This is a genomic window from Planktotalea sp. (genome assembly GCF_018607995.1).
Lineage (GTDB): Bacteria > Pseudomonadota > Alphaproteobacteria > Rhodobacterales > Rhodobacteraceae > Planktotalea.
In genome coordinates, this window is record NZ_JABBAL010000006.1 from 13192 (window position 1) to 35508 (window position 22317).

The 22317-nt window shown below is 54.3% G+C and carries 21 protein-coding genes; 4 read left to right on the plus strand and 17 right to left on the minus strand.

Going from position 1 to position 22317, the window contains the following annotated elements; translation table 11 throughout:
- Positions 1-3: 3 nt before the first annotated feature.
- The 4 genes from uxuA to QZ280_RS01655 are packed head-to-tail and all read right to left on the minus strand — an operon-like array spanning position 4 to position 4245.
- Positions 4-1185 (minus strand): mannonate dehydratase, encoded by a 1182-nt coding sequence (gene uxuA / locus QZ280_RS01640; protein ID WP_293440500.1) that lies wholly within the window; start codon positions 1183-1185, stop codon positions 4-6.
- On the minus strand, positions 1182-2234 hold the full coding sequence (locus tag QZ280_RS01645; RefSeq protein WP_293440502.1) for a Gfo/Idh/MocA family oxidoreductase: 1053 nt from the start codon (positions 2232-2234) through the stop codon (positions 1182-1184). Before QZ280_RS01645 ends, uxuA begins: the two co-directional genes overlap by 4 nt.
- A complete protein-coding gene (locus QZ280_RS01650; RefSeq protein ID WP_293440504.1) occupies positions 2231-3232 on the minus strand; it encodes a Gfo/Idh/MocA family oxidoreductase in 1002 nt (333 codons plus the stop codon). Before QZ280_RS01650 ends, QZ280_RS01645 begins: the two co-directional genes overlap by 4 nt.
- Complete coding sequence (locus QZ280_RS01655) at positions 3232-4245, minus strand: Gfo/Idh/MocA family oxidoreductase (protein WP_293440506.1); 1014 nt, start codon at positions 4243-4245, stop codon at positions 3232-3234. Before QZ280_RS01655 ends, QZ280_RS01650 begins: the two co-directional genes overlap by 1 nt.
- Positions 4246-4341: 96 nt before the next feature.
- On the opposite strand from QZ280_RS01655, the gene uxaC reads away from it, so the two are divergent.
- Both uxaC and QZ280_RS01665 read left to right on the plus strand, forming a co-directional pair.
- Entirely contained in the window at positions 4342-5706 is a 1365-nt protein-coding gene (uxaC, locus tag QZ280_RS01660) for a glucuronate isomerase (protein WP_293440507.1), read from the plus strand.
- Entirely contained in the window at positions 5707-6903 is a 1197-nt protein-coding gene (locus tag QZ280_RS01665) for a mannitol dehydrogenase family protein (protein ID WP_293440508.1), read from the plus strand. It abuts the gene before it with no gap.
- Here the strand turns inward: QZ280_RS01665 and QZ280_RS01670 are convergent.
- From QZ280_RS01670 to QZ280_RS01720, 11 genes are all read right to left on the minus strand, one after another.
- Positions 6890-7753 (minus strand): sugar kinase, encoded by an 864-nt coding sequence (locus QZ280_RS01670; RefSeq protein WP_293440509.1) that lies wholly within the window; start codon positions 7751-7753, stop codon positions 6890-6892. The two genes, QZ280_RS01665 and QZ280_RS01670, sit on opposite strands and share 14 nt — an antisense overlap.
- Complete coding sequence (locus QZ280_RS01675) at positions 7750-8631, minus strand: DMT family transporter (protein WP_293440510.1); 882 nt, start codon at positions 8629-8631, stop codon at positions 7750-7752. Before QZ280_RS01675 ends, QZ280_RS01670 begins: the two co-directional genes overlap by 4 nt.
- Before the next feature lie 3 nt (positions 8632-8634).
- Positions 8635-9522 (minus strand): NAD(P)-dependent oxidoreductase, encoded by an 888-nt coding sequence (locus QZ280_RS01680; RefSeq protein ID WP_293440512.1) that lies wholly within the window; start codon positions 9520-9522, stop codon positions 8635-8637.
- 19 nt (positions 9523-9541) lie between these two features.
- A complete protein-coding gene (locus tag QZ280_RS01685) occupies positions 9542-10429 on the minus strand; it encodes a phytanoyl-CoA dioxygenase family protein (protein WP_293440514.1) in 888 nt (295 codons plus the stop codon).
- Positions 10422-11426 carry a Gfo/Idh/MocA family oxidoreductase gene (locus QZ280_RS01690; RefSeq protein WP_293440515.1) on the minus strand — a complete coding sequence of 335 codons (1005 nt, stop codon included), beginning with the start codon at positions 11424-11426 and terminating at the stop codon, positions 10422-10424. Before QZ280_RS01690 ends, QZ280_RS01685 begins: the two co-directional genes overlap by 8 nt.
- The gene (locus tag QZ280_RS01695; RefSeq protein WP_293440516.1) at positions 11423-12925 is read right to left on the minus strand and encodes an altronate dehydratase family protein; all 1503 of its coding nucleotides are present in this window, start codon (positions 12923-12925) and stop codon (positions 11423-11425) included. Before QZ280_RS01695 ends, QZ280_RS01690 begins: the two co-directional genes overlap by 4 nt.
- A gap of 24 nt (positions 12926-12949) precedes the next feature.
- Positions 12950-13900 (minus strand): phytanoyl-CoA dioxygenase family protein, encoded by a 951-nt coding sequence (locus QZ280_RS01700; protein WP_293440518.1) that lies wholly within the window; start codon positions 13898-13900, stop codon positions 12950-12952.
- 11 nt (positions 13901-13911) lie between these two features.
- Positions 13912-15543 carry a TRAP transporter large permease subunit gene (locus QZ280_RS01705; RefSeq protein WP_293440520.1) on the minus strand — a complete coding sequence of 544 codons (1632 nt, stop codon included), beginning with the start codon at positions 15541-15543 and terminating at the stop codon, positions 13912-13914.
- On the minus strand, positions 15543-16385 hold the full coding sequence (locus QZ280_RS01710) for a TRAP transporter small permease (protein ID WP_293440522.1): 843 nt from the start codon (positions 16383-16385) through the stop codon (positions 15543-15545). The genes QZ280_RS01705 and QZ280_RS01710 overlap by 1 nt, the downstream gene beginning before the upstream one ends.
- An 18-nt stretch (positions 16386-16403) precedes the next feature.
- A complete protein-coding gene (locus QZ280_RS01715) occupies positions 16404-17573 on the minus strand; it encodes a mandelate racemase/muconate lactonizing enzyme family protein (protein ID WP_293440524.1) in 1170 nt (389 codons plus the stop codon).
- An 84-nt stretch (positions 17574-17657) separates the two neighbouring features.
- A complete protein-coding gene (locus QZ280_RS01720) occupies positions 17658-18680 on the minus strand; it encodes a TRAP transporter substrate-binding protein (protein WP_293440526.1) in 1023 nt (340 codons plus the stop codon).
- A gap of 191 nt (positions 18681-18871) precedes the next feature.
- Between QZ280_RS01720 and QZ280_RS01725 the strand changes: the two genes are divergently transcribed.
- On the plus strand, positions 18872-19522 hold the full coding sequence (locus QZ280_RS01725) for a GntR family transcriptional regulator (RefSeq protein ID WP_293440528.1): 651 nt from the start codon (positions 18872-18874) through the stop codon (positions 19520-19522).
- Here the strand turns inward: QZ280_RS01725 and denD are convergent.
- Complete coding sequence (gene denD, locus QZ280_RS01730) at positions 19519-20484, minus strand: D-erythronate dehydrogenase (RefSeq protein ID WP_293440530.1); 966 nt, start codon at positions 20482-20484, stop codon at positions 19519-19521. The genes QZ280_RS01725 and denD overlap by 4 nt on opposite strands.
- A complete protein-coding gene (locus QZ280_RS01735) occupies positions 20481-21368 on the minus strand; it encodes an NAD(P)-dependent oxidoreductase (RefSeq protein WP_293440532.1) in 888 nt (295 codons plus the stop codon). Before QZ280_RS01735 ends, denD begins: the two co-directional genes overlap by 4 nt.
- 175 nt (positions 21369-21543) lie before the next feature.
- Between QZ280_RS01735 and QZ280_RS01740 the strand changes: the two genes are divergently transcribed.
- A complete protein-coding gene (locus tag QZ280_RS01740) occupies positions 21544-22302 on the plus strand; it encodes an SDR family oxidoreductase (RefSeq protein ID WP_293440534.1) in 759 nt (252 codons plus the stop codon).
- Positions 22303-22317 lie beyond the last annotated feature (15 nt).

Consider the following 22317-nt stretch of genomic DNA (forward strand, 5'->3'; position numbering starts at 1 on the left):
GGCCTATCTACACGCCGCCATAATACCGCGCAGTTCGGCAAGGCCGCGCATTCGCCCGATCAGCGGATAACCTGGCGTGCTATGCCCGCCCAGATCCCCCAGCAGTTCTTGCCCGTGATCGGGGCGCATTGGAATTTGCCAATCTTCGCGCCCTGCTGCGCGGCGGCGTGATTGCTCCTCCATCAAGGCGCGCACTGTCGCAACCATATCCGTATCGCCCTCAAGATGTGCCGCCTCGAAGAAGTCAGGCTTGGACTGATCCGAACTTTTGATCCGCATCGTATTGCGCAAATGCGCAAAATGGATGCGCGGGCCATGGTGGCGCACAAAAGCAGCACCATCAAAATCTGCCGCGACCCCAAGCGATCCAGTGCAAAGCGTGGCCCCATTGGCAGGCACATCCACCGCTTCCAAGACCGCCGCATAATCATCCGAGGTCGACATCACCCTCGGCAGCCCCAAAAGCGAAAACGGTGGATCATCAGGATGACAGCACAGGCGCAACCCCAACTCTTGAGCAACTGGCGCGACTTCGCCAAGGAAATCAATCAGATTTGCCCGCAATTTTTCTGGGCTGATGCCTGTGTACGTAGCAAGCAAAGCACGTACATCCGCCACGCTCCACGCATCGTTTGCCCCGGGCAGGCCAGCGGTGATGTTATTTTGAAGCGTCGTTTTCTGCGCTTCACTCATTCCATTGAAGCGAGTCTTCGCCTGCGCCACACAATCGTTTGAGTAGTCGTCCTCCGCCCCGGTGCGTTTCAGAATATGAAGATCGAAGACCGCGAAATCGATCAAATTGAAATGCATCGCAGCCCCCCCGTGCGGCTGCGGCGCACGCAGGGTCGTGCGGGTCCAATCCAAGATCGGCATGAAGTTGTAGCAAATCGTACGAATGCCATTTTCTGCCAAAGCGCGCAAACTCAATTTATACGCGGCGAGGTGATCTTTCATGTCAACCGTCTGTGTTTTGATCGCTTCTGAGACGGGCAGGCTTTCCACCACATCCCAGTTGAAATTCTGCGCACGCAGCAGGTTTTGGCGCGCAGATATGGCCTTGCGAGGCCATTCTGTTCCAGGGGGAAGATCATGCAAAGCGGTAACAATACCTCCAACACCAACCTGATGTAGCTCAGGCAATGTGATGGGATCATCGGGACCAAACCAACGCCAACATTGTTTCATGGTAACCATCCTTTTCGAAGCGGGTGATCTGACAGAAGGGGCAACGCAACGCGCATTCCCGTGCGCGCCGCGTGATAGATTGCTGTGACAAGTTCAACAGAGGCGAGACCATCCTTCAATGGGACCGCAGCGTTAGACTTGCCGTTCAGAGATTTTCCAATTTCAGTGAAAAATCCAACAAAACCAACGGCCTCTTCCGGTGTTTGGGCCAGCACTGCGTCAATTGTCACCTGTTGATTTGGATCGCGTGCAGTGAAGGTCCACGCTTGTCCGCCCGGCGCGTAGGGTTCAGTGCCCGAGGTCGCTGTGAGATGTTCAAAAACAAAGCGCAGCCGCGTTTCATCCCGCGCAGCCCCTAAAGTTATGTTGCTTGTGCACAGCGCCCCTGAGCGCATTTCAAAACTGATCGCAGCACAATCTTCTGTTTCGATGTCATTGACACGCGTCGTCGTCATCGCGCTGAGCGCGGCAATCTCACCCACGATATGTGTCAAAAGATCATGATTGTGGATCGCATGTCCCAGCACCGCCCCACCACGTTCGCCCGCCCATGTACCGCGCCACGCTGTGGCGTAATACTCTGACCCGCGCGACCAATGGGTCTCCACAGTTGCCGTTTGCACCTGCCCCGTGAGATCCGCCGCAATCATGTGACGCAATTGCGCCAAGGACGGTCCCCACCGATATTGAAAGACAGGGAATACTTGTTTGCCGCCGGCCTCGGCCGCATCTTTGATCGCATCTGCATCGGCCATTGAGGTGGCCAAAGGTTTCTCGCAAATCACATGCTTTCCGGCTTCAAGCGCCTTGAGCGTGATCGACACATGAAGGTGTGGTGGCAAGCACACATCGATCACATCAATATCTGGATCAAAGAGAGCATCTTCAATGGCGGCGCTGGCCACGAAATCATCGCCTTCGCGTATGTCCACAATTCGGGCAAGGTCTTGATCAATCACCCGCGTCACATGAAAGGCACCACTCAGCTCACGGTAGGCTGCAAGATGTTCGCGCCCGATGCCCGCGCCCAGAATTGCAACTGTGATCATTGCGCGTCCGCCAACGCCTGTGCGTGCAGTGCGAGTTCCATCACCTTAAAGCAATGCGCCTGCGTCATAGCGGTTTCAGATCGGTGTTCGATATCATGCGCAAGCAGTGTGAAATAGGGCAGCCCCGCATCAGCAGCGTCGATCTTTTCACATCGCGTTCCATTTACGAGGATCAAATGATCCGTGCCCTTAGAACCACCGACATCAGCGTATTTGCGTAGTTCCAGATAACCCTCTGTGCCAAGGATCGTCAGCCGCCCATCACCCCATATCGGCAAGGCTTCGGGTGTGAACCAATCGACACGAATGTAGCCAGTGCCTTTGTCGCTGCTGATGTTAATCTCACCAAAATCCTGAAACTCTTGGCTCGCTGGATTGGCGTAGTTAGCAGTGAACGCGCGGGTGATCTCAGCTTCAGTAGAACCTGTGTAGTGCAAGAATTGGTCAATCTGATGCGAGGCGATATCGGTCAATATCCCGCCAAAGCAATCTTTGCGAAAGAACCAATCTGGCCGGGTAGCGCGGTTTAAGCGATGCGGCCCTAGCCCGACTGTTTGTACTACCTTACCGATAGCACCCTCTACAACTAGCTCTGATGCGCGCGTGCTCACGGGGGTTTCAAAACGTTCAGAAAAGTTAACGGACCAAATCCGGCCCGTTTTTGCAACCGCGCCTTTGATTTGCTCTAACTGCGCCAGCGTTGTGCAACCGGGTTTGTCGCTCATCACATCCATGCCATGAGCCATCGCGCATAGCGTTAAGGCCGCGCGATCCACTGGAATGGCAGAGATCAAAGCAAGATCAGCGCCGCAGTCTAGCGCCTCCTCTAGACTGGCGAAACGTTTCAAATCGGGAAACCGTTTGCGAAATCCCGCCAGCGTTTCGGGGCTACCTTCCGTCCAAAAGCCGAGGCATTTCACCCCTGCCTTCTCCATATTCTCGGTCATGCCATAAATGTGGCGATGATCGAGGCCGAGGGCGATGCTTGTGAGGCTCATCAATTAACCTCTGTGCGCTGGCCGTTTTTGCTGGCGCGCTCCATCGCGTCAATCACCGCGTGTGTGAGCAAAGCTTCGCGTGCTGGAATCAATGGGGGGCGACCTTGCGCGATGGCGTCTGCAAAATCCTCGATCACGCTTTGGTGCCACGCATGGGTGAACCCCATTGGATCCGCGCCGCCACCGGTTGTCGCTGACGCGCCAAAGACTTCCGTTTCACCGTTAAGATCTGTCAGCGTTAAAATACCCTCCCCTAAAAGGGCGGCACCTTTCGTGCCTTGAAGCGCAATCGTTTCCGCGCCGCCCGGAAACGCGGCCGTTGTCGCCATAAGGGTTCCGACAGCTCCGCAATCAAACTCAAGTAACGCTCCGGTCCAATCTTCGGCCTCTAGGTGGTGAAGCGCGGTGCGTCGCATCATTGCTTGCACTGTTATGATCGGCCCAAGCAACCAGTGCACCAAATCAAGCGTATGAATTGCTTGCGAGATCATCACACCGCCGCCATCGCGTGCGTAGGTTCCACGCCCTTGCTCATCGTAATAGGCCTGATCCCGCCACCACGGTACGCGGATCTCGACGCTCACGATGGTACCCAAACGGTTTGAGGCAAGCGCTTCTTTCAACACAATCGACGCGGCGCGCATGCGTTGCTGAAAGACGACCCCGAGGGGAACTGTCGCCTTATCGCAAATTTCAACAATTTCGCGCGCGGCATTCAAAGTGCGCTCAATCGGCTTTTCCAAAAGGATCGGCTTGCCCGCGCTTGCCAGTTTTTGCACAGCTTCCAAGCGCGCATCAGGAGGCGTTGCAATGATCACCATGTCAATGCTCAGATCCAGTGCGATTGCGTCGATTGAGGGAAAAGCAAGGGTTTGATGGATGGCAGCGAACTGCGCCGTTTTGGCAGCATCGCGCCCGAGCACACCGCAAAGCCGCAACCCATGCGAAGAGCTTTGAATCGCGTTGATGTGAGTTTCAGCCACCATTCCAATGCCAATTAGTGCAATATTCACCACGTTCTCCTGTCTGGTTTGATTTGAGCCATTGAAACGACAGTTTGCAAGCTGCAATACTGCTCAAAGCACAGGAAATTGCGCGGAGAGATCACCATGACACCAAACTTTCGAACCGCGCAGGACAGGCTTTATCACAGCATCAAAGACCTGCCGATTGTGTCGCCGCATGGGCATTGTGAACCCGCTTGGTTCGCGCAGAACGTACCTTTCGCAAATCCGGCCGAGTTGTTGGTTGTTCCCGATCACTACGTGTTTCGCATGCTTTATTCGCAGGGTGTGCCCTTGGCGCGCCTTGGTGTTGGCACCCCCGGCATAACAGCCGATCCTCGCGAGGTGTTTCGGATATTCGCACAACATTGGCATCTGTTCCTTGGCACACCCACGCGCACGTGGATAAGTTACGTGTTAGATGAGACCTTGAGCATCAAAGATGCGCTGTCGCCAGTGACGGCTGATAAGATCTATGACGACATTTCAGATAAGATAGCGCGTGACGATCACCGTCCCCGCGCCTTGTTCGATCAGTTCAATATTGAGGTTCTCGCAACAACAGATTCCGCGCTTGATGACTTGCAACACCATGCGAGTATTCGGGCTAGCGGATGGCAGGGTCGTATCATTCCCACGTTTCGCCCCGATGGCGTGCTTGATCCGAGCGATCCTGCATTTGTGCAAAACCTAGATGCGCTTGCTGCGATAACGCAGACAGATCTGGGCAGTTATGAGGGTTATCTCGCCGCGCTTCGCAAGCGGCGCGCGGACTTTGCGGAGATGGGCGCAACGGCGACGGATCACGCGATTGAAACAGTGCATACCGAATGGTTGAGTGATCCAGGGGCACTCTATCAAAGGCTTCGCTCCGGCAAAGGACAAGAGGACGACGCACTTAGGTTTTATGGGCACATGCTGATCGAAATGGCGCAAATGTCGATTGAAGACGGGCTTACCATGCAAATTCACGCAGGTAGCAAACGCAACACCAACGCGCAGGTGCTGACTGAGTTTGGGCGCGACAAAGGTGCGGATATCCCTGTCGCCACCGATTGGGTGCGCGGGCTTGAGGCGCTTTTGAACCGCGTCGGCAACACGCCGAACTTGCGGATCATTTTATTCACCCTTGATGAGACCACATACGCACGCGAACTCGCGCCTATGGCGGGGCATTGGCCGTGCTTACGCATTGGTCCGCCTTGGTGGTTTCACGACAGCGCGGCGGGCATCGCGCGCTACTTTGATCAGGTTGTGGAGACTGCTGGGTATTATAACCTGGCAGGCTTCAACGACGACACGCGTGCGTTTCTTTCGATCCCCGCACGTCATGATTTGTGGCGACGTGGCGTTGCCCAACATCTTGCAACACAAATCGAAAATGGTGCCTTCGGTTTAAGCGACGCTTCGGAGATCGCACAATTTTTGGCGACGGATTTGGCACGATCCGTTTATGGATTGGATCGTTAAATGGGACGCATTGTTCATTTCGGATTCGGCAATTTCGCGCGCGCCCATCTTTTGGATTATACCGCAGATGCGGGCGGTTGGGATGTTGTTGGTGTCTCGCTTCGCTCCAACGAAATCCGCGATGGATTGAAGGCGCAAGGGTTCGCATATGGCTTGGCCGTGCAAGGTGTCGGGCTGAAACGCATCGACATTCTGCGCGAAGTCCTTGTCGCGCCCGAAGACCCTAGCGCTGTGTTAGCCGCGATGACAGGTGCAGATATCATTTCAGCAAGCGTGACCGAAAAGGGCTATCACCTTGGCGCGGACGGTCTCTTGGACCTGAGTGATCCATCTATCCAAGCGGACCTGAGCGGCACAGGCCCAAGCACGTTGATCGGCTTTCTTGCGAATCATTTATCGACGCGCCACACCCCGCTCACGGTGATGAGTTGCGACAACCGCGTTGAGAATGGAAGTGTCCTTAAAGCCGCTGTGCAGCGCTTTGCCGAGAGCGCACAGATCGCAATCAATTGGGCGCTCGTGTCCTTTCCCAACGCTATGGTTGATCGCATCACCCCCGCAACAACGGATGAATTACGCGCCAAGCATAGTGACCCGATGGTCGTGCCCACAGAGGCGTTTCGCGAATGGGTGATCGAGGACAATTTCAAAGGCCCGCGGCCCAATTGGCCGGATGTTCAATTTGTAAGCGACGTTGCCCCGCATGAATTGCGCAAGTTACGGATGCTCAACGGGGCGCATTCCGCGCTCGCCTATACAGGCCTGTTGCGTGGACATAAATTTGTACATCAGGCGATTGCCGATCCAGATTTGCGCAAACTTGCGGCTCAGCTTATGTCTGAGGCGGGCTCGACTTTGCCGAAAAACGAACGTGTTCTGGTGCCAGCCTATTCACAAGCTTTGGTCGAACGGTTTGAGAACCCCGAGTTGGCACATCGTTTGGATCAAATCGCAATGGATGGGTCGCAGAAAGTGCCTTATCGGTTTGCACAAACACTTCGCGCAGGCCCGGCCCCATCGGTTGCAACGGCCCTTGATGCCTGGCTTGAGTTCTGCATCTCTGAAACCCAGACAGGACACCGCTTGAATGACCCTCTCGCCGATGACATTGCGCAAGCGGCGCGCACTTCATCGCCAAAGACGGCGATACTAGCTTTGATTAATTGCGCAGACCTTGTGCCGTTTATTTCGGAATAATCGCACCGCGATGCTGAACCACACGCGCGGCGAGGTCGTGTCCGCTTAACAGTGCTTCAGCTTGCGACTTTCCCGTGAGCACAGCGCTAAGATATCCGCCATTGAAGCTATCGCCTGCGGCGGTCGTATCAATCACGTTGGAAGCGCTTGCGTAGCTTTGCGTGACGTCACTCCCAATCGACATCGGCCCCTCTTCCCCACGCTTCAAAGCTCCCTGCCCTTCATGTACGGCGAAGCGCGCCGCGACTTCTTGTGCGCTTTGCTCAAATAGCTCCATCTCATCGTCGATTGATGGTAAAACAATATCGGCGCGCTCCCACATTGCTATGGTAACCGAGCGCGCGTTTTCAACACTTTCCCAAAGGCGAACGCGATAGTTGCTGTCGTAGATCAGTTTGATCGGCGTTCCAGACAGCCAATTGAGCAAAGCCAAACGAATGGGATGCGGTAAGATCGCTAACGAAATTCCTGACAGATAGATCGCATCATAGCTGTTGAGAAATTCGAAATCCCCATCTGCGAATGTCTGACGTGCGGCCGAATTGCTACGCCAATAGGTGAAGCTGCGCTCACCGTCCGGTGTCGTGGTGATTGCGTAAAGACCGGGGGACGCATCCGTTAGAGTTTGGATCGCCTCGGTGCCCAAATCCTGTGCGTCGATAAAGGCCATGATGCGCTGAGAAAACGGATCGTCACCAAGGCAGGTGACATAGTCGACCGACAGCTCAGGCGCGCTGCGCTTAAGGTAAATCGCAGTGTTGAGTGTATCCCCTGCCACCCCGACTTGTGGGCTGTCATCGCCCATCGACAACTCAATCATTGCTTCGCCGATACATGCGATTTTGCTCATACTTGCTCTCGCTTCCAAATGATTAAACCTGCGCCCATGATGACGAGCGCGCCCAGCAATGTGCCCCCATCGGGCACTGTGCCAAAAATAATAAACCCTAAGATCGCTACATAGATTAGGAACGAATAGGTGAACGGCATCAACTGGTTGGCCGTGCCAAAGCGATGCGCGTTGGTGAGGAGTTGGTGCCCGGCCCAGCCTAGCACGCCTAGGCTAAACAACACGATCCAAGCGAAAGGAGACGCCATTGGCAGCCATGCCCAGATCGCGAAAGGCGCAAGCACCGTCGTGCCGACAAGCCCCATGTAAAACTGCATCGTGTCCACGGCCACTATGCCCGAAAGCTTGCGCGTCATGATCGAATAAAGCGCCAGTGCAGTGGCGTTGTAAACGATCAGTAGCATGCTTGGATGGAAGACTTCCCCGAACGGGCGCACGACGATCAAGACGCCAACGAAACCCAAAAGGATGGCGCCCCAGCGCCATGGGCCAACCTTTTCTTTCAGCACGAAAATCGACAGGAAACAGACCACCACAGGACTTGAAAACATGATCGCAGAAACGACAGTCAGCGGTAGAAATCGTAACGCGTAGAAGTTCAACAGGGTGGCAGACACCAACAGACAAGCGCGACTTAGAACTTGCCACGCATGATCTGTTTGGAAGCGCTCCACAGAAAAACCACCTCTACCGATGATCCCTATCGAGATCACAAGATGGCTCGCGTAGCGCATAAAGGCGAGCTGAAACGCCGACACGCCAGCCACTGCCAACCACTTCGCACCTGTGTCGACAATCGCGAACAGGAACCATGCCCCCAGCATCAAAAGGATGCCGTAGCGGGGCAGGTCTATATTGGTTTGAGCAGTGACGGCCATGCTTTAGGCTTTGAAACGGTTGACGTAAAAGTCGACCATTTGGCTAACCATATCATCCGCTTGACCATTGTCGCGCGCTTCTGAAAGCGCGGTAAGCGGGCCTTTGACCATGATGCTGTCCACACCTGCATCTTCAGCCATGCGTGCATAGTAACCGACGTCTTTCGCCGCATTCTTGATCGCAAATTCAAGCTGGCTGGGATCATTATCCACACCGTAAGCTTTCACAAACCCCATCATCCCAGAATTGAGCGGCCCTGCGGACATCACATCGTAGACTTGTCCACGATCCACACCCGCAAGATCGGCCATCGCAAAAGCCTCGGCCATCGCATTAGCGACAGTCATACCAAAGAAGTTGTTGAGCAGTTTGATCGTGTGGCCAGAACCGACTGCGCCAAGGTGAAAAACGTTTTCGCCCAGATCCTTTAGTACAGGCTCGACTCGTTTGAACGCCTCCATATCGCCAGAGGCCATGATGTTGAGCAAGCCATCCTTCGCATGCGCAGGCGTGCGCCCGAGCGGCGCGTCAAGGAATTGGCCGCCCGCCGCTTCAGCCTCGACAGCCAATGCGCGGCTGCTGGCGGGCAACGACGTGCCAAAATCAACCACCGTAGCTCCTTTGCGCAGGCCTGCGAAGACGCCTTCATTGCCGCGCATACGACCCTCGACGTGATCGGACGTACCCATGCAGAGCATAACGATATCGCTTGCTTCGGCCACCTCTTTGGCGTTGCTTGCCTCATGCGCGCCGCGCGCGATAGCTTGATCCAGGTAGGTGCGATCCGTGTTCCCAAGAACGGTCAGATCATATCCCTGATCCTGCAAGCGTCCTGCCATCGCGCCGCCCATAAGACCAAGGCCGATAAATCCGATTTTAGGTTTGCTCATGTCTTATCCCTCCAAAGGGTTATGTGATGGTATCAAAGGCACGCTTTTTCATGCCTTTTTGGATTTCATATATCGAGATCGGCACATCCGGCTGCGGTTGCGGGATGCGCACTGGAATGTCTTTCAGACGCGGATTGAGAGTGCTTTGACCACAAAGCATGCGGGTATCATAGTCCTTAATCCCGTCCCAGCGGGTCATCGATCCCATAATCGGAAACGCATCTGCTGCCATCAGCTCAAAGAACAAAATCCGCCGCGCATGATCAGATGTATTCAGCGCTGAGCCATGCACAATGCGCCCGTGATGAATGCTGACCGATCCCGCAGGTCCCATCAGTTTCACGGCATCAGCTGGGTTCAAACCGTTCTCGTTTGGCAACATCGCACCTGCGAAAACACCGTCCACATGATGGTCAAATACTGGCCCTTTGTGTGAGCCGGGATAGACCATGAGCGGGCCATTCTCTTCGGCCATATCGTCAATGCAGACACCAATGGCGAGGATATCATCATTGGTATGCGGGTAGAACGCGTAGTCCTGATGCCACTCAACAGCTGCACCGTAGCCCGCTGACTTCATGTTCAGTTTCGTCGTATGCAAACGCAGGTTCGGCCCGATTAGATCGCGCGCAGGGGCAAGGACATGATCCGATGTCATCAACTCAGCAACCACGTCTGAGATCGTATGCGGCAGTTTGATGCGGCGCAGGCGTGGATCTTCTGGCGTGTGGCTGTCTTCCAAATCGAGACGGTCGTTGCTTTGCTCAAGCATGGCAGATTCCAACTCAAACCGTGCAATTTCAGCGCGTAATTTGGCGAGCCACTCCTCGGGGATTTGACGTTCGAGAAGCAGATATCCGTTCTCATCATACTGCGCAATTTGCGCGGCGCTCAGCTGTTCAGCCATGCAGCAATCCTCTCTCACTCACCTCCGCGAGTTGCGTTTCGATGCTTTCGGCCACGGCAAGTGTACGCGCGGCGTCTGCCACATCGATCAAAGGCGTTTCACCGTTCATCAAATCAATGAAGTGATCCAACTGGCTTTCCAGTGGCGGCTTTTCGTTGAGGGCAACTTCGAACGGTATTTGCTGCGCTGGTGCACCCCATTGTTCGCCCTGCCAAAGCGTCATCGAGGGAAAACTAATCGCGCCTTTGGTGCCGGTGATCCACATCATGTCTTGCATGGTCGTGCCGATATTGGGGTTTTCCCCTGTGCCCGCCTCAAATCCCCAAGGGCTAGGCGCGGTGTCAGCAAAGCTGATCGTCCCTGTCGCACCATTTTCAAAGCTCAACGCCACAGCGCCGCTTTCGATCCTGTCGCTGCCACGCGTCGCGCCGCCACGCAGCGCAACCGCACCGACGACTTCGCCAATCACAAAGCGCAAGATATCAATGTCATGCACCAAATTGATCATCACAGGGCTGCCCCCTGCGGTGCGCCAATTGCCCTCGAAATACGCGTCCGGCTTACGCATCGCCCAAATCAGTGAAGCATTCACGACATCCCCGACGATCCCTGCCTTGAGCGCGCGGCGAAGCTGCTTGACAGGTGCATGATAGCGGCGGTGATGCCCCACGAGCGAACCAACTTTAGTGTCTTTTAGCACCGCTTCGAGTGCACGCGCCTCTTGCAAAGTCCCAGCCACTGGTTTTTCGATAAGCATATGCCAGCCACGTTTTGCAGCTTCGATACCTTGGCGTGCGTGCAGATGTGTTGGCGTTGCGATGATCACGCCATCCACGGGCAAATCAACCTCGGTGATCGAAGAAAACCGCAGCACATCTGGCGTGATACTAAGATCAGGATCGACCAAGCCAACCAACGTGCAATAAGGATGCTCGCGGACCGCTGCTAGATGGCGAATGCCAATTAACCCACCGCCAACAACAAGGATGCGCTTCACATCACTGCTCCGATTTGCCACGGCACGAACTCATAATCGCCAAGGCCTTGAGCTTCGGATTTTGTCGTCTCACCAGAGGCAACACGCAAGAACATCTCGTAAATTTCGCGGCCCTTTTGTTCAACACTGATCCCTTTGGAGAGGATCTCGCCTGCATCAATGTCCATGTCCTCGGACATGCGCTGCGCCATTTCCGTGTTTGTCGCGATCTTTACTGTTGGCGCGGGTTTGGACCCAAAAGCTGAGCCGCGTCCCGTCGTGAAGCACACAAGATTGCACCCCCCTGCGATCTGCCCTGTGACAGAAGCCGGATCATAGCCCGGGCTGTCCATGAAGGTGAATCCACTTGCCGTGACGGGTTCGGCATATTTGTAAACACCTGTCAGCGGGGACGTGCCACCTTTCGCCGCTGCGCCCAATGACTTCTCTAGGATCGTCGTCAGCCCGCCCTTTTTGTTGCCCGGACTTGGATTGTTATCCATCGAGCCTTTGTTGCGCGCGGTGTAATCTTCCCACCACTTGATAAGGCCGATCAGCTTGTCGCCTGTGGCGCGATCGACTGCGCGACGTGTGAGCAAATGCTCTGCCCCATAGATTTCCGGCGTTTCAGCCAATACCCCTGTCGCGCCTTGCCCGGTGAGCAGATCGCAGGCGTATCCCAAGGCAGGATTGGCGGTCACACCCGACCATGCATCCGAGCCACCACATTGCAGCGCGATCATCAATTCAGACGCAGGGCATTCCGTGCGCGTGGCTTCGTTGGCGATGGGCAGCATAGCTTCGATCTTCGCAATCCCAAGCTCCACCGTACGGCGCAGGCCAGCGACGTTTTGGATATTCATCGTTTGAAACGTCGGGCCTTGTTTCAAACCATAGGCTTCGAGCAACCAGTCGATCTGGTTCATCTCGCAGCCCAGACCCACCATCAAAACACCCGCATGATTGGGATGTTTCGCATAGCCCCACATAACGCGCTGGAGTGCTTCGAACCCGTCGCCGTCCCCCGCCATGCCGCAGCCAGTGCCATGCACAAAGGCCGCAACGCCATCGACATTGGGAAACTGTGCCAGACGCTCAGGTGTGAAGTGATCGGCGATCATCCGCGCGGCTGTGGCAGAGCAATTCACGGACGTCACAATCGCAATGTAATTGCGCGTGCCTACGCGACCGTTTTCGCGGCGATAGCCCATAAAAGTATCACGTGTCTTTGCAGGCGCGACGGGCCGTAGATCCGTCGAAAACTCGTACTCAGTATCCGTGTTTCGAAACTCGACGTTGTGCGTATGAACATGATCACCCGCCTCAATGTCCACCAAGGCATAGCCAATCAGTTGCGCATATTTGCGCACGGGTTCACCCGCTTTCATTGCAACAGTCGCAACCTTGTGCCCCGACGGGATCAACGCGCGCGTTTGAACATTCTCGATCCGAGCATCGACTTCCAATGCTTTAGTCGCTGTCACGACAGTATCAGCGCGATCTAAACGGATGAAATCCATGTTTGTACTCTCTTCCAGCTTGGCTCAGGCGCAGTAAGGCGCGTCAGAGGACCAGCGGTGAATTTCGATATGCGGCGCGTGCGCAAGCCGCGCGCGGGCCTCTTCCCATTGCCGTTTACAGGCTTTCCAGTCCCGTATTTCAGTTTCGGGATTGCTGAGTGAGCGTGCGACAAAATCGGGGAAATGACTTCGGCCTGTGGGTTGCCCCGTCGCGTTGAAGCGAATGTCGAAAGACCAGCGGAACCCATCGGTCACATTGCTCAACGACGCATGGGGTGTCAGGGGGTGAAACAGGACTGCGCCACCCGCTTTGACAGGCAATGGAATAGCGCCAGCTTCATTTACAAAACCATCGGCGATACCCGTTTGCGTACGCGCACAATGGGGGAAAATGTCCTGATCCTTCACTTGCGGTTGGACCTGCAAACAGCCGTTCTCAACCGTCGCATCCGTGATTGCAATCCAGACTGTTACCATGTCCGTTTGATCTGCCTCTTCCAAAGCAACTGCGCGATCCTGATGCCAATCCGTGGCCGTGATATGAGCGCGAATTTCATCGCTGTCGAGCCTTGTCGCAGGCGGTTTTAGACGCACGTGTTGGATCGGATTGCTGATCAACTCTGGCCCAATAAGTTGTTCCACCACATGCAAAAGCGGCCCCGCCGTGAGCATATCAAACACCGCAGGCCCGATATGAAACGGCGTATCCGCATGGATACGATCCCCTGGCAACGAGATGTCCATGGGTTGGAAGTAATCCACGCCCGCCTCATAGGCGCTGAGCAGTTTCCCCCAGAAATCTAGCGTATCTGGCGCTGTGCTCACCAAACCAGCATCAAACCAGCCATTATAAAGCCCATCCAGCAGCGCGCTATATTCCGCGCGCACCGCCGCGAGCGTGTCGCTGGGGAGAATATCAGGGACAACCAAATACCCTTCGGTCTCAAACTGCTTGATCTGATCCAAACTTAGCACAAGAGGCCCTCTTAAAGCAGGATTGCGATGATGTTTGGCCAAATCAACAGCACGGATAGAGCCATCAATTGAATACCGATAAAGGGCAAGAACCCCTTAAAGATATCGGTGAGACTGATGTGAGGCGGTGCTACCGACTTCAGGTAGAATGCGGCAGGTCCGAAGGGCGGTGACAGGAAACTGACCTGCATGTTCATACAGAAAACCACCCCGAACCAGACCGCGACATGGTTTGGTTGCAGCTCTCCAATAAAGCCGATTTCGTCGATGGGTAGGCGTAACACGATAGGCAGGAAAACAGGGATAATAAGCAACACGATACCGACCCAATCCATGAACGCGCCCATAAACAAAAGGATCAACATCATCATCAAAATGATCGCCATGGTTGGTAGATCCTTCCCAACGATCAAATCAGCCACATACTGCGGACCGCCTGCGATGGTGTATGCGCCAGCGAGGGCAGCTGCGCCGATTGTCACCCAGATGATCGTGCCTGTGGATTTCAAAGTGCGCATGAGGCTGTCCCAGACCAGCTCGAAAGACCCTTCACCGCGCAGAATTGCGATAACGAGAACCGCGAATGCGCCCATGCCAGCGGCCTCGGTAATGCCTGTGATGCCGCCATAGATGGAGCCGAGAACAACCCCGATCACGACCATCGGCGCAACGAGGCCCTTGCCCATGTCCCATCCAATCTTGGAGCGCTCTTTGCCGAACACGAAATAGATTAGGAAAAGCGAGATTGCGACAATGCCCGCGAGCCATGGAATATGCGACATTGTGCCAAGACGCGCCACATCGCCGCCGCTCTCAATCGCGGCTGCATTCGAGCCAGAAAGCTCAAAGAACGACGCGCGAATGAACAAGGCAGTGGCAAAACCACCCACAACGATAGCCATGAACGCACCGAACAGTTTACGCTTTTCAACAGGCTCGGGATCGTTTGGATCAGGCTCTGGCAACGGCGCGTCTTCAGGGCGCAGTTGCGTGCGCACGATGATGTAGAGGATGATCATCGAGGCGAGCATGAAACCCGGAACAAAGGCAGCCGTGAACAGCGCTTTAATAGAGGTTTCTGTGATCAGGCCATAAATGATCAAAACAATCGACGGCGGAATCATCGTGCCAAGCGAACCAGACGCACAGATCACACCAATAGCGAGGTTTTGATTATACCCAAGCCGCAACATCTGCGGCAGCGCGATTAACCCCAGTAAAACGACTTCACCGCCAATAATGCCAGACATTGCCGCCATGATAACGGCCATGATCGATGTGACAATCGCGATGCCACCACGCGTGCGCGATAGCCAAACGTTCAGCGAGGAATACATGTCTTTGGCGATGCCAGAACGTTCCAACAGTGACGCCATAAAGATGAACAGCGGCACTGATATGAGCACGTAATCGGTTAATAACCCGTATATTTTTTGAGCAAGGATATAGAGCGCCCCGGTCCCCGGCCGACTGGTGAGCATTCCGTCTCCAAAGGTCATCGGGTTCAAGAGCAACGCAGGCTCAAACTTCATCACCAATACCAGCACAGCAAGTGCTGCAGAGGCAAGTCCAAGCGGCATACCGATAGCCAACAGTCCGATCAGCGCGAGCATCAGGACCAGCGAAATTGTTCCAATATCCATCAGTCTTGCCCCACTGCTTTTCGTAGCATTTCGATTTCGTCTTCATCCGGTTCGTCAGTGTGAATTACCGGCTCTTTATTCCAATCCGCGATCAGGTTCAGCACTGCTTGGATCGCCACTAGTGTGATCACGATCAACACCATCGGCTGTAAGGTCGCGGGGATAGGCGGGTTAAAGGCAGAGCCATAAAGCTCCCATTTATATAGCTTGTTGACAAAGACCTGCTTGTAACTGCCGTAAACGAGGAAAAAGGCGAACATCACAATCAGCAGTGTTGAGATCGTGTCGAACACCTTTTGAAGCCAGCGCGGCACCGCATCATAAAGCAAGAAAATGCGGATATGGCTGCGTTGCTGCATCGCGTAGAAGCCGGATGTGAGGAAAACGAAGCTCGCAAACCACAGCGTCATTTCATTAGCCCATTCCGTCGGCTTTTCAACGATGTAGCGCATGAAGACTTCGTAGAGCATCACGATCGTCATCACCGCGATCATCATCATGGTCACACGACCAATGAAAAGTGCCGCACGGTCAATGCTACTCGCGCCCTCATACTCGATGCCTGCTGCTTTGACGTTGCGCGCGCCGACAACGGCAAGGATGGGCGACAGAATCAGGGCTGTCATATCGATGACGTCAATATGACCGCCAAAGATGCCACCCAAGTTTGGCGTAATGTCCGCCTTTTTGTAGATCGCCTCGACCTGACCGCGCAGCGAGTCTGATGTGTAGGAAATCCAATCGAGCATAAAAGCTGGCATGTGCCAGACCAGCCAACTCATGACCCCGACAAAGGCCAGTGGTATCAGCCATTCGATTAGCCCACCTGTTCTCTTTTGCATCTGAGATCCCCTTTGTCGCTATGCGGCAATGCTGTAGTGTTCAATGAAATCGCGATCCGGCTCGACACCGATACCTACCCCTTGAGGAATGGCGACGCGGCCTGCGTTCGCTTTGACTTGACCTTGGATATCCAAGGGTTCAGCCAGCAAATTATCGCGAAATTTGTTATCCGTAGTATCGAATTCGAGCATCGGCTCCCACGGATGAAGCCCGCCCGGTAGCGGCGGCATCGCCGCGAGGAGTTGCAGGTTTGTTGCAACCGCGATCGCGCTGCCCCAGACATGATTAATCACGGGCGTGAAGTGCGCATGGCACAGGGCCAACACGCGCAGATATTCAGAGACGCCACCCAGCGCGCAAACTTCGGGTTGCGCGATATCAAGCCCTCGGTTTTCCAAAATGTTGCGCCAACCCCAGCGATTAAACTCCGCCTCTCCGCCAGAAATATTGACCCGCAAGCCAGCGCGCAATTCGCGGTACCCATCAAGATCCTCTGGCGCGATGGGTTCTTCGAACCAATAGGCATCCAGTTCTTCCAGGGCGCGGCCAACATAGAACGCATCGGACGTAGTGTAACAGTGGTTCGCATCCACCATGAATTTGAAATCATCGCCAACGCCGCGCCTTACGGCTTCGCAGAGTTTGACATCAGGTTTGGGACCAAAGCCGACCTTCATTTTTGTCGCCGTAAATCCCATAGCTTTGATTGCTGCGGCCTCGTCCTCGAACCGCTTCGCCAAATCATCGACAGGTTCATCGCGCAACATCATACCGTAGCCATAACAATGCACGCTCTCGCGATGCGCGCCGCCAATCAGCTTGTGCAGCGGCAAACCCGCGATCTTGCCCGCAATGTCCCACAGCGCAATGTCCACGCCCGAGAGGGACTGCATCGGCATGCCCTTTTGTCCATGATCTCGCAGAAGGTTGTAGACCTTGTGCCAAATCACGTCGCGATCAATCGGATCCATCCCCAAGGCCATCGGCTGGATGACCTTTTCAACAATCGCTTTGTTAGCTATCGCCACATTGCCGGGACCGAAGCACTCGCCCCAACCGGTAATGCCCTCATTCGTTTGCACCTCGACCAGATGGGCCGAACGCTTGTCATAATATTGCTGCGAATAACCAAGAACCTCGGGCATATCGTAGTGCAATACATGAGAGATGATGCGGGTGATTTTCATCGGATGGAAGGTCCTAAGATAAGAACGGCAAGGCCATTAGAGAATAGCCTCGCCGAAGGTCGTTAAATCAACTTTAGATGTTGATTATTCCATTGCACCAATGCCGCGCAGGAATTCCAAGTGGCTACCCAACAGTGCTTCTGCTTCTGGAGTTGTCGCAAAGTCTGTCCAAGCGGCTTGAACAGCATCGCGGTATTTCGCGGTCTCTTCTGCAGGCCACTCATACATGTTGACACCTTCAGCAGCCAAGGTAACTGAATTTTTGGCGTTCTCAACTTCGTTGATGGACGTGTTCTTCAGTGCCAAGGCTTGCATGCCGACTTTCAAGATCGCTTGGTGGTGCGCTGGCATTGCGTCCCAAATGTCCTTGTTACACGCAAGGTGGTCAGCAGGCATTGAGTGGAAGCCAGGGTAGTTTGTGTGCTTGGCAATGTCATACAGTCCAAGACCGATGTTGTTAGTCAAGTTTGCAGCGTCCGCACCGTCGATGATACCTGTTTCAAGCGCTGTAAAGATTTCGTTGAAATCCATAACGATTGGCGATGCACCAAGGTTTTTGAAGATGTTTGTGATCATGCCTGGAGGTGAACGGAACTTCCAGTTTTTGAAATCTTCAACACCACGAATAGGCGCAGTAGACGCGAGCGATTCAGGACCAGGGATCCACCAGCCAACAAATTCCATGCCATATGGGTTGTACAGATCGTTCAACGCTTTGTAGCCGTCACCGTGTAGCAACCAAGACATTTGCTGGTAGGGGTTTGCATAACCACCGTTCAAATCGCCCGCAAATTGGAACGCAGGGTTTTTACCGGTTTGATAAGCACCACCCGTCATGTCGCAATCAAGAATACCTGTCGCCGCCGCGTCGAATGTTTCAACAGATTTCACAACGGAAGAACTGTAGAACATTTCGATAGCGATTTCACCGTTGGACATAGCTGTGACGTCTTCGATGAAGCTCGCCGCCATCTTGCCGGAAAGGGTCTCAGGCGAGAAGTGTGTTTGGATACGCAGCTTTGTTGTCGCATGACCGTCAGCTACTGCAGATGTCGCAGCCAATGCCGCAACAACAGCGATAGACGCTACTGTTTTCATTAATTTCATTGTGTCCTCCCAGACGTTGAGCGTGTGATCGGGGCAGTAAACCGCACCATTTGGATAACGCTAGGGGAACGTTAGGCGAGCAAATCGCATTCAACAAGAAAAAAGTGGAATTTTCGGTAATTTCGAGATTATGGTATTATATCAAAATTCACCACCGTATTGAGGCGTTAATAGCGCGAAAGACTTCACACATGACTACCAACATAGATATTTTCGATACCTTGCAAGACCGCCTTGTTTCAAACGAATTTGAACATGGAGCTAAACTGCGCGCGGAGGTTTTGCGCAGTGAATTCAGATGTTCGGCAAGCACGTTGCGCGAAGTGCTATTTCGGCTTTCCACATTTGGCCTGGTTGATTTCCAAGAACAACGCGGGTTTCGGGTTCCCAAACGCTCACCCGAAAAGCAGATCGAGTTAACTCATTTGCGTGTCCTTTTAGAATGCGAAGGAACCGTGCTTTCCATTCGCCAAGGCGGTGTTGCATGGGAGTCCCGCCTCGCTGCGGCGCATCACAAATTAAGTCACATCGAAAAACGCATACATTCCTCAAATGATCAAAGCGATTTGATTGCCATCTGGTTCAGCGCAGAAAAAGAATTTCATCAGACACTCATTTCGGCCTGCGGGTCTGAAACCTTGAAGCAGACACACAACCGGATTTACGCTCAGTTTCGACAACAACTGATGAAAGCCGATCGCAAGTTCAACTTTATCTCCGAGAACATTCGCCATCACGCAGATATCCTCGACGCGGCGCTGGCCGCAGATGAAGCGTTAACGCGCAAGCGCATCCATGATCATCTTGCGCGCCATCTTACAGGAGAAACGCTAGAGGCTTAGCGCTTCAAATCATCTTCAATATATGCGGCAATAATTTCGTCGAAACTCGCTTCTGACGTGAAACCAAGCTTGATCGCACGCTCAGGGGCAAAATTGCGCGGCCAACCTTTGACCATCCCGATGATCGCCTCATCCGGAACGGGTTTGATCAGATCGACTGCTTCCTGCCCTGCCGCGCGACGCAGCGCTTCGATTTGTTCTTCTACGGTGCAGCTATATCCCGGCAAATTCAGCGCGCGACGCCCGTCCAGCTTGTCCGTATCCAGCAAGCCCGCATGCGTCAAAAACCCTGCCGCAGAACGTGGGCTTGCGTGCCAATGTCGCACAGTGTCTGCCACGGGCAAAATCGCCTCAATCCCATTCAAAGGTTCACGGATGATTCCAGAGAAGAACGACGACGCCGCTTTATTGGCTTTGCCCGGACGAACGCAGATTGTTGGCAGGCGCAGTGAAACACCATCCATGAACCCTTTGCGCGAAAAGTCAGTGAGCATCAATTCGCAAGCCGCTTTTTGCGCGCCGTAGCTGGTTTGCGGGGCAGAGAGGAATTCATCATCGATTTTGTCGGGATACGGCCCGCCAAAGACCGCAATAGACGAGGTGAACACGACACGTGGGACATAGCTGCCACCAGACACATCATGCTGATCCTTCAAAGCATTGAGCAAATACCACATTGGCATCATGTTTACATCCCAACCCAGCTCAAATTCTTGCTCTGCTTGTCCCGAAACGATGGAGGCCAGTTGGAAAATATAGTCAGGCTTATTTGCCACGAGTTTCGCAGCGAGCGTTGGGTCTGCGATGTTGCCTGTGATCGCCTTGAGACCCAAATCGCCAACCGGAAAAGCGCGATCAAACAGAGTGATTTCCGCTGCGCCAAAGGTGTTCTCTCGGATGATCTTTTGCGCCAATTTTTGGCCGATCATTCCGCCGCCGCCTAGGATGAGGATTTTTTTCATGTCAGGTCATTCCGCTTCTTGAGTTCTAAATAGAGGCCCGAGTGATCAAGTTCCGCACCGTCCATATCTTCGCAAAGATAGGCGAACCGATCGCGCACGTCTTGGGTTGCAGGCAAGGTAAGGCCATGCGTCGCCGCTTCTGCGAGCGTGTTATCAAGGTCTTTCAGTTGAAACCGCGACAATCCACCGGGTTCAAAATCCCCCTCTGACATCCGTGCACCATGTTGTTGCAAGATGATGCTATCCGCAAACCCGCCCTTGAGTGCTGCGCGCAAGGCCGCTGGATCCGCGCCACCTTTCTCAGCGAGCAACGTCGCCTCAGCGACTGCTGAGATTGTGACCGCAACGATTGTTTGATTGGCCAGTTTGCACAGCTGCCCAGCGCCAGAAGGACCAACGCGAACCGGACGTCCCATCGCCTGCAGAACAGGCACTACTGCGTCGAACGTCGTTTGATCGCCCCCCGCCATAATCGCAAGGCTGGCTTCCTCAGCGCCCTTTGTGCCTCCCGAAACGGGTGCATCAAGATGGGCCACTTCAAGCGTGGCAAGATCGCTTGATTGCGCGCGCGCGTGTTCTGGTTTGGCGCTCGACATATCGATCCAGATCATGCCTCTGCTCAGGTTCGCGCGAAAATTCGCATCCTCCAGCAGTGCTTGGGTCGCGTATCCGTCTGAGAGCATCGTGATGATGATCTCTGCGCCTTCGATTGCCTCAGCCGACGTCCTCGTCGTTTTCGCACCCTCGTCAACCAATGGAGCTGCACGCTCAGGGCTGCGGTTCCACACCGTCAGATCATGCCCAGCCACCATAAGATTTCGCGACATTGGCAGGCCCATCAGACCTGTGCCCAGGAGTGTAATTTTGCGCTGTTGGCTCTTCATGCGGGACCTTTCCTGTGCCACCCCCAAATCGGGGAATGGTCAAATCAAAAACTCTGACATACGCTAACGATCAAATGCAAAAGGGCCAGATTGCTTGGCCAAGAAAGATCAATGTCGCGCAAATTAGTCTACCTCTGAAAAGGCACTTCGCGCTGAGAAGAAAGAAAAATACAATATGGGACAAAGACTTAAGGGGAAACGCGCGCTGATAACAGCCGCTGCGCAAGGCATCGGTCGTGCAAGTGCTATTGCTATGGCACGCGAGGGTGCGCAGGTGTTTGCGACGGATGTGAACATGGATGCGCTTGGCACGATTCGGGGCACGAATCTCGAAAATATCGAGATCTTCGAACTTAACGCGATGGAGTCTGAAAGCGTAAGCGAGGGTGTCGCACGGGCAAATCCCGACATCCTCTTTAACTGTGCAGGCTTCGTTCACAGCGGATCAATTCTGGATGCCCAAGAAGACGAATTCGAGTTCGCGATAGACCTCAATGTGCGTTCCATGATGCGGACAATCAAAGCCGCCCTGCCCGGAATGTTAGAGCGGGGCACAGGCTCGATCATCAACATGTCCTCGGCGGCGGGCTCTGTTATCGGCGCGCCCAACCGCTTCATCTATGGCACGAGCAAAGCCGCTGTTGTCGGCCTGACGAAATCCGTGGCCGCTGACTTTGTCGACAAAGGCGTGCGTTGCAATTGTATTTGCCCCGGAACCGTTGAAAGCCCCAGTTGGCATGACCGAGTGACAGCGCTTGGTGAAGAGCTTGGCAGCCGCGACGCGGCACTGGCGCAATTCGTGGCGCGCCAACCGATGGGCCGTGTCGCCACCGCTGAAGAAATCGCCGCCCTTGTGGTTTACCTAGCCAGTGACGAAAGCGCCTTCACGACGGGGCATCCGCATGTCATTGATGGCGGCTGGTCAGGTCAGTAACCCCCTACTTCCAAA

Bases quoted from the DNA above. Each gene is read 5' to 3' on its own strand.
- uxuA (WP_293440500.1), bottom strand. From the start codon at position 1,185: ATGAAACAATGTTGGCGTTGGTTTGGTCCCGATGATCCCATCACATTG.
- QZ280_RS01645 (WP_293440502.1), bottom strand. From the start codon at position 2,234: ATGATCACAGTTGCAATTCTGGGCGCGGGCATCGGGCGCGAACATCTT.
- QZ280_RS01650 (WP_293440504.1), bottom strand. From the start codon at position 3,232: ATGAGCCTCACAAGCATCGCCCTCGGCCTCGATCATCGCCACATTTAT.
- uxaC (WP_293440507.1), top strand. From the start codon at position 4,342: ATGACACCAAACTTTCGAACCGCGCAGGACAGGCTTTATCACAGCATC.
- QZ280_RS01665 (WP_293440508.1), top strand. From the start codon at position 5,707: ATGGGACGCATTGTTCATTTCGGATTCGGCAATTTCGCGCGCGCCCAT.
- QZ280_RS01670 (WP_293440509.1), bottom strand. From the start codon at position 7,753: ATGAGCAAAATCGCATGTATCGGCGAAGCAATGATTGAGTTGTCGATG.
- QZ280_RS01675 (WP_293440510.1), bottom strand. From the start codon at position 8,631: ATGGCCGTCACTGCTCAAACCAATATAGACCTGCCCCGCTACGGCATC.
- QZ280_RS01680 (WP_293440512.1), bottom strand. From the start codon at position 9,522: ATGAGCAAACCTAAAATCGGATTTATCGGCCTTGGTCTTATGGGCGGC.
- QZ280_RS01685 (WP_293440514.1), bottom strand. From the start codon at position 10,429: ATGGCTGAACAGCTGAGCGCCGCGCAAATTGCGCAGTATGATGAGAAC.
- QZ280_RS01695 (WP_293440516.1), bottom strand. From the start codon at position 12,925: ATGGATTTCATCCGTTTAGATCGCGCTGATACTGTCGTGACAGCGACT.
- QZ280_RS01705 (WP_293440520.1), bottom strand. From the start codon at position 15,543: ATGGATATTGGAACAATTTCGCTGGTCCTGATGCTCGCGCTGATCGGA.
- QZ280_RS01710 (WP_293440522.1), bottom strand. From the start codon at position 16,385: ATGCAAAAGAGAACAGGTGGGCTAATCGAATGGCTGATACCACTGGCC.
- QZ280_RS01715 (WP_293440524.1), bottom strand. From the start codon at position 17,573: ATGAAAATCACCCGCATCATCTCTCATGTATTGCACTACGATATGCCC.
- QZ280_RS01720 (WP_293440526.1), bottom strand. From the start codon at position 18,680: ATGAAATTAATGAAAACAGTAGCGTCTATCGCTGTTGTTGCGGCATTG.
- QZ280_RS01725 (WP_293440528.1), top strand. From the start codon at position 18,872: ATGACTACCAACATAGATATTTTCGATACCTTGCAAGACCGCCTTGTT.
- denD (WP_293440530.1), bottom strand. From the start codon at position 20,484: ATGAAAAAAATCCTCATCCTAGGCGGCGGCGGAATGATCGGCCAAAAA.
- QZ280_RS01735 (WP_293440532.1), bottom strand. From the start codon at position 21,368: ATGAAGAGCCAACAGCGCAAAATTACACTCCTGGGCACAGGTCTGATG.
- QZ280_RS01740 (WP_293440534.1), top strand. From the start codon at position 21,544: ATGGGACAAAGACTTAAGGGGAAACGCGCGCTGATAACAGCCGCTGCG.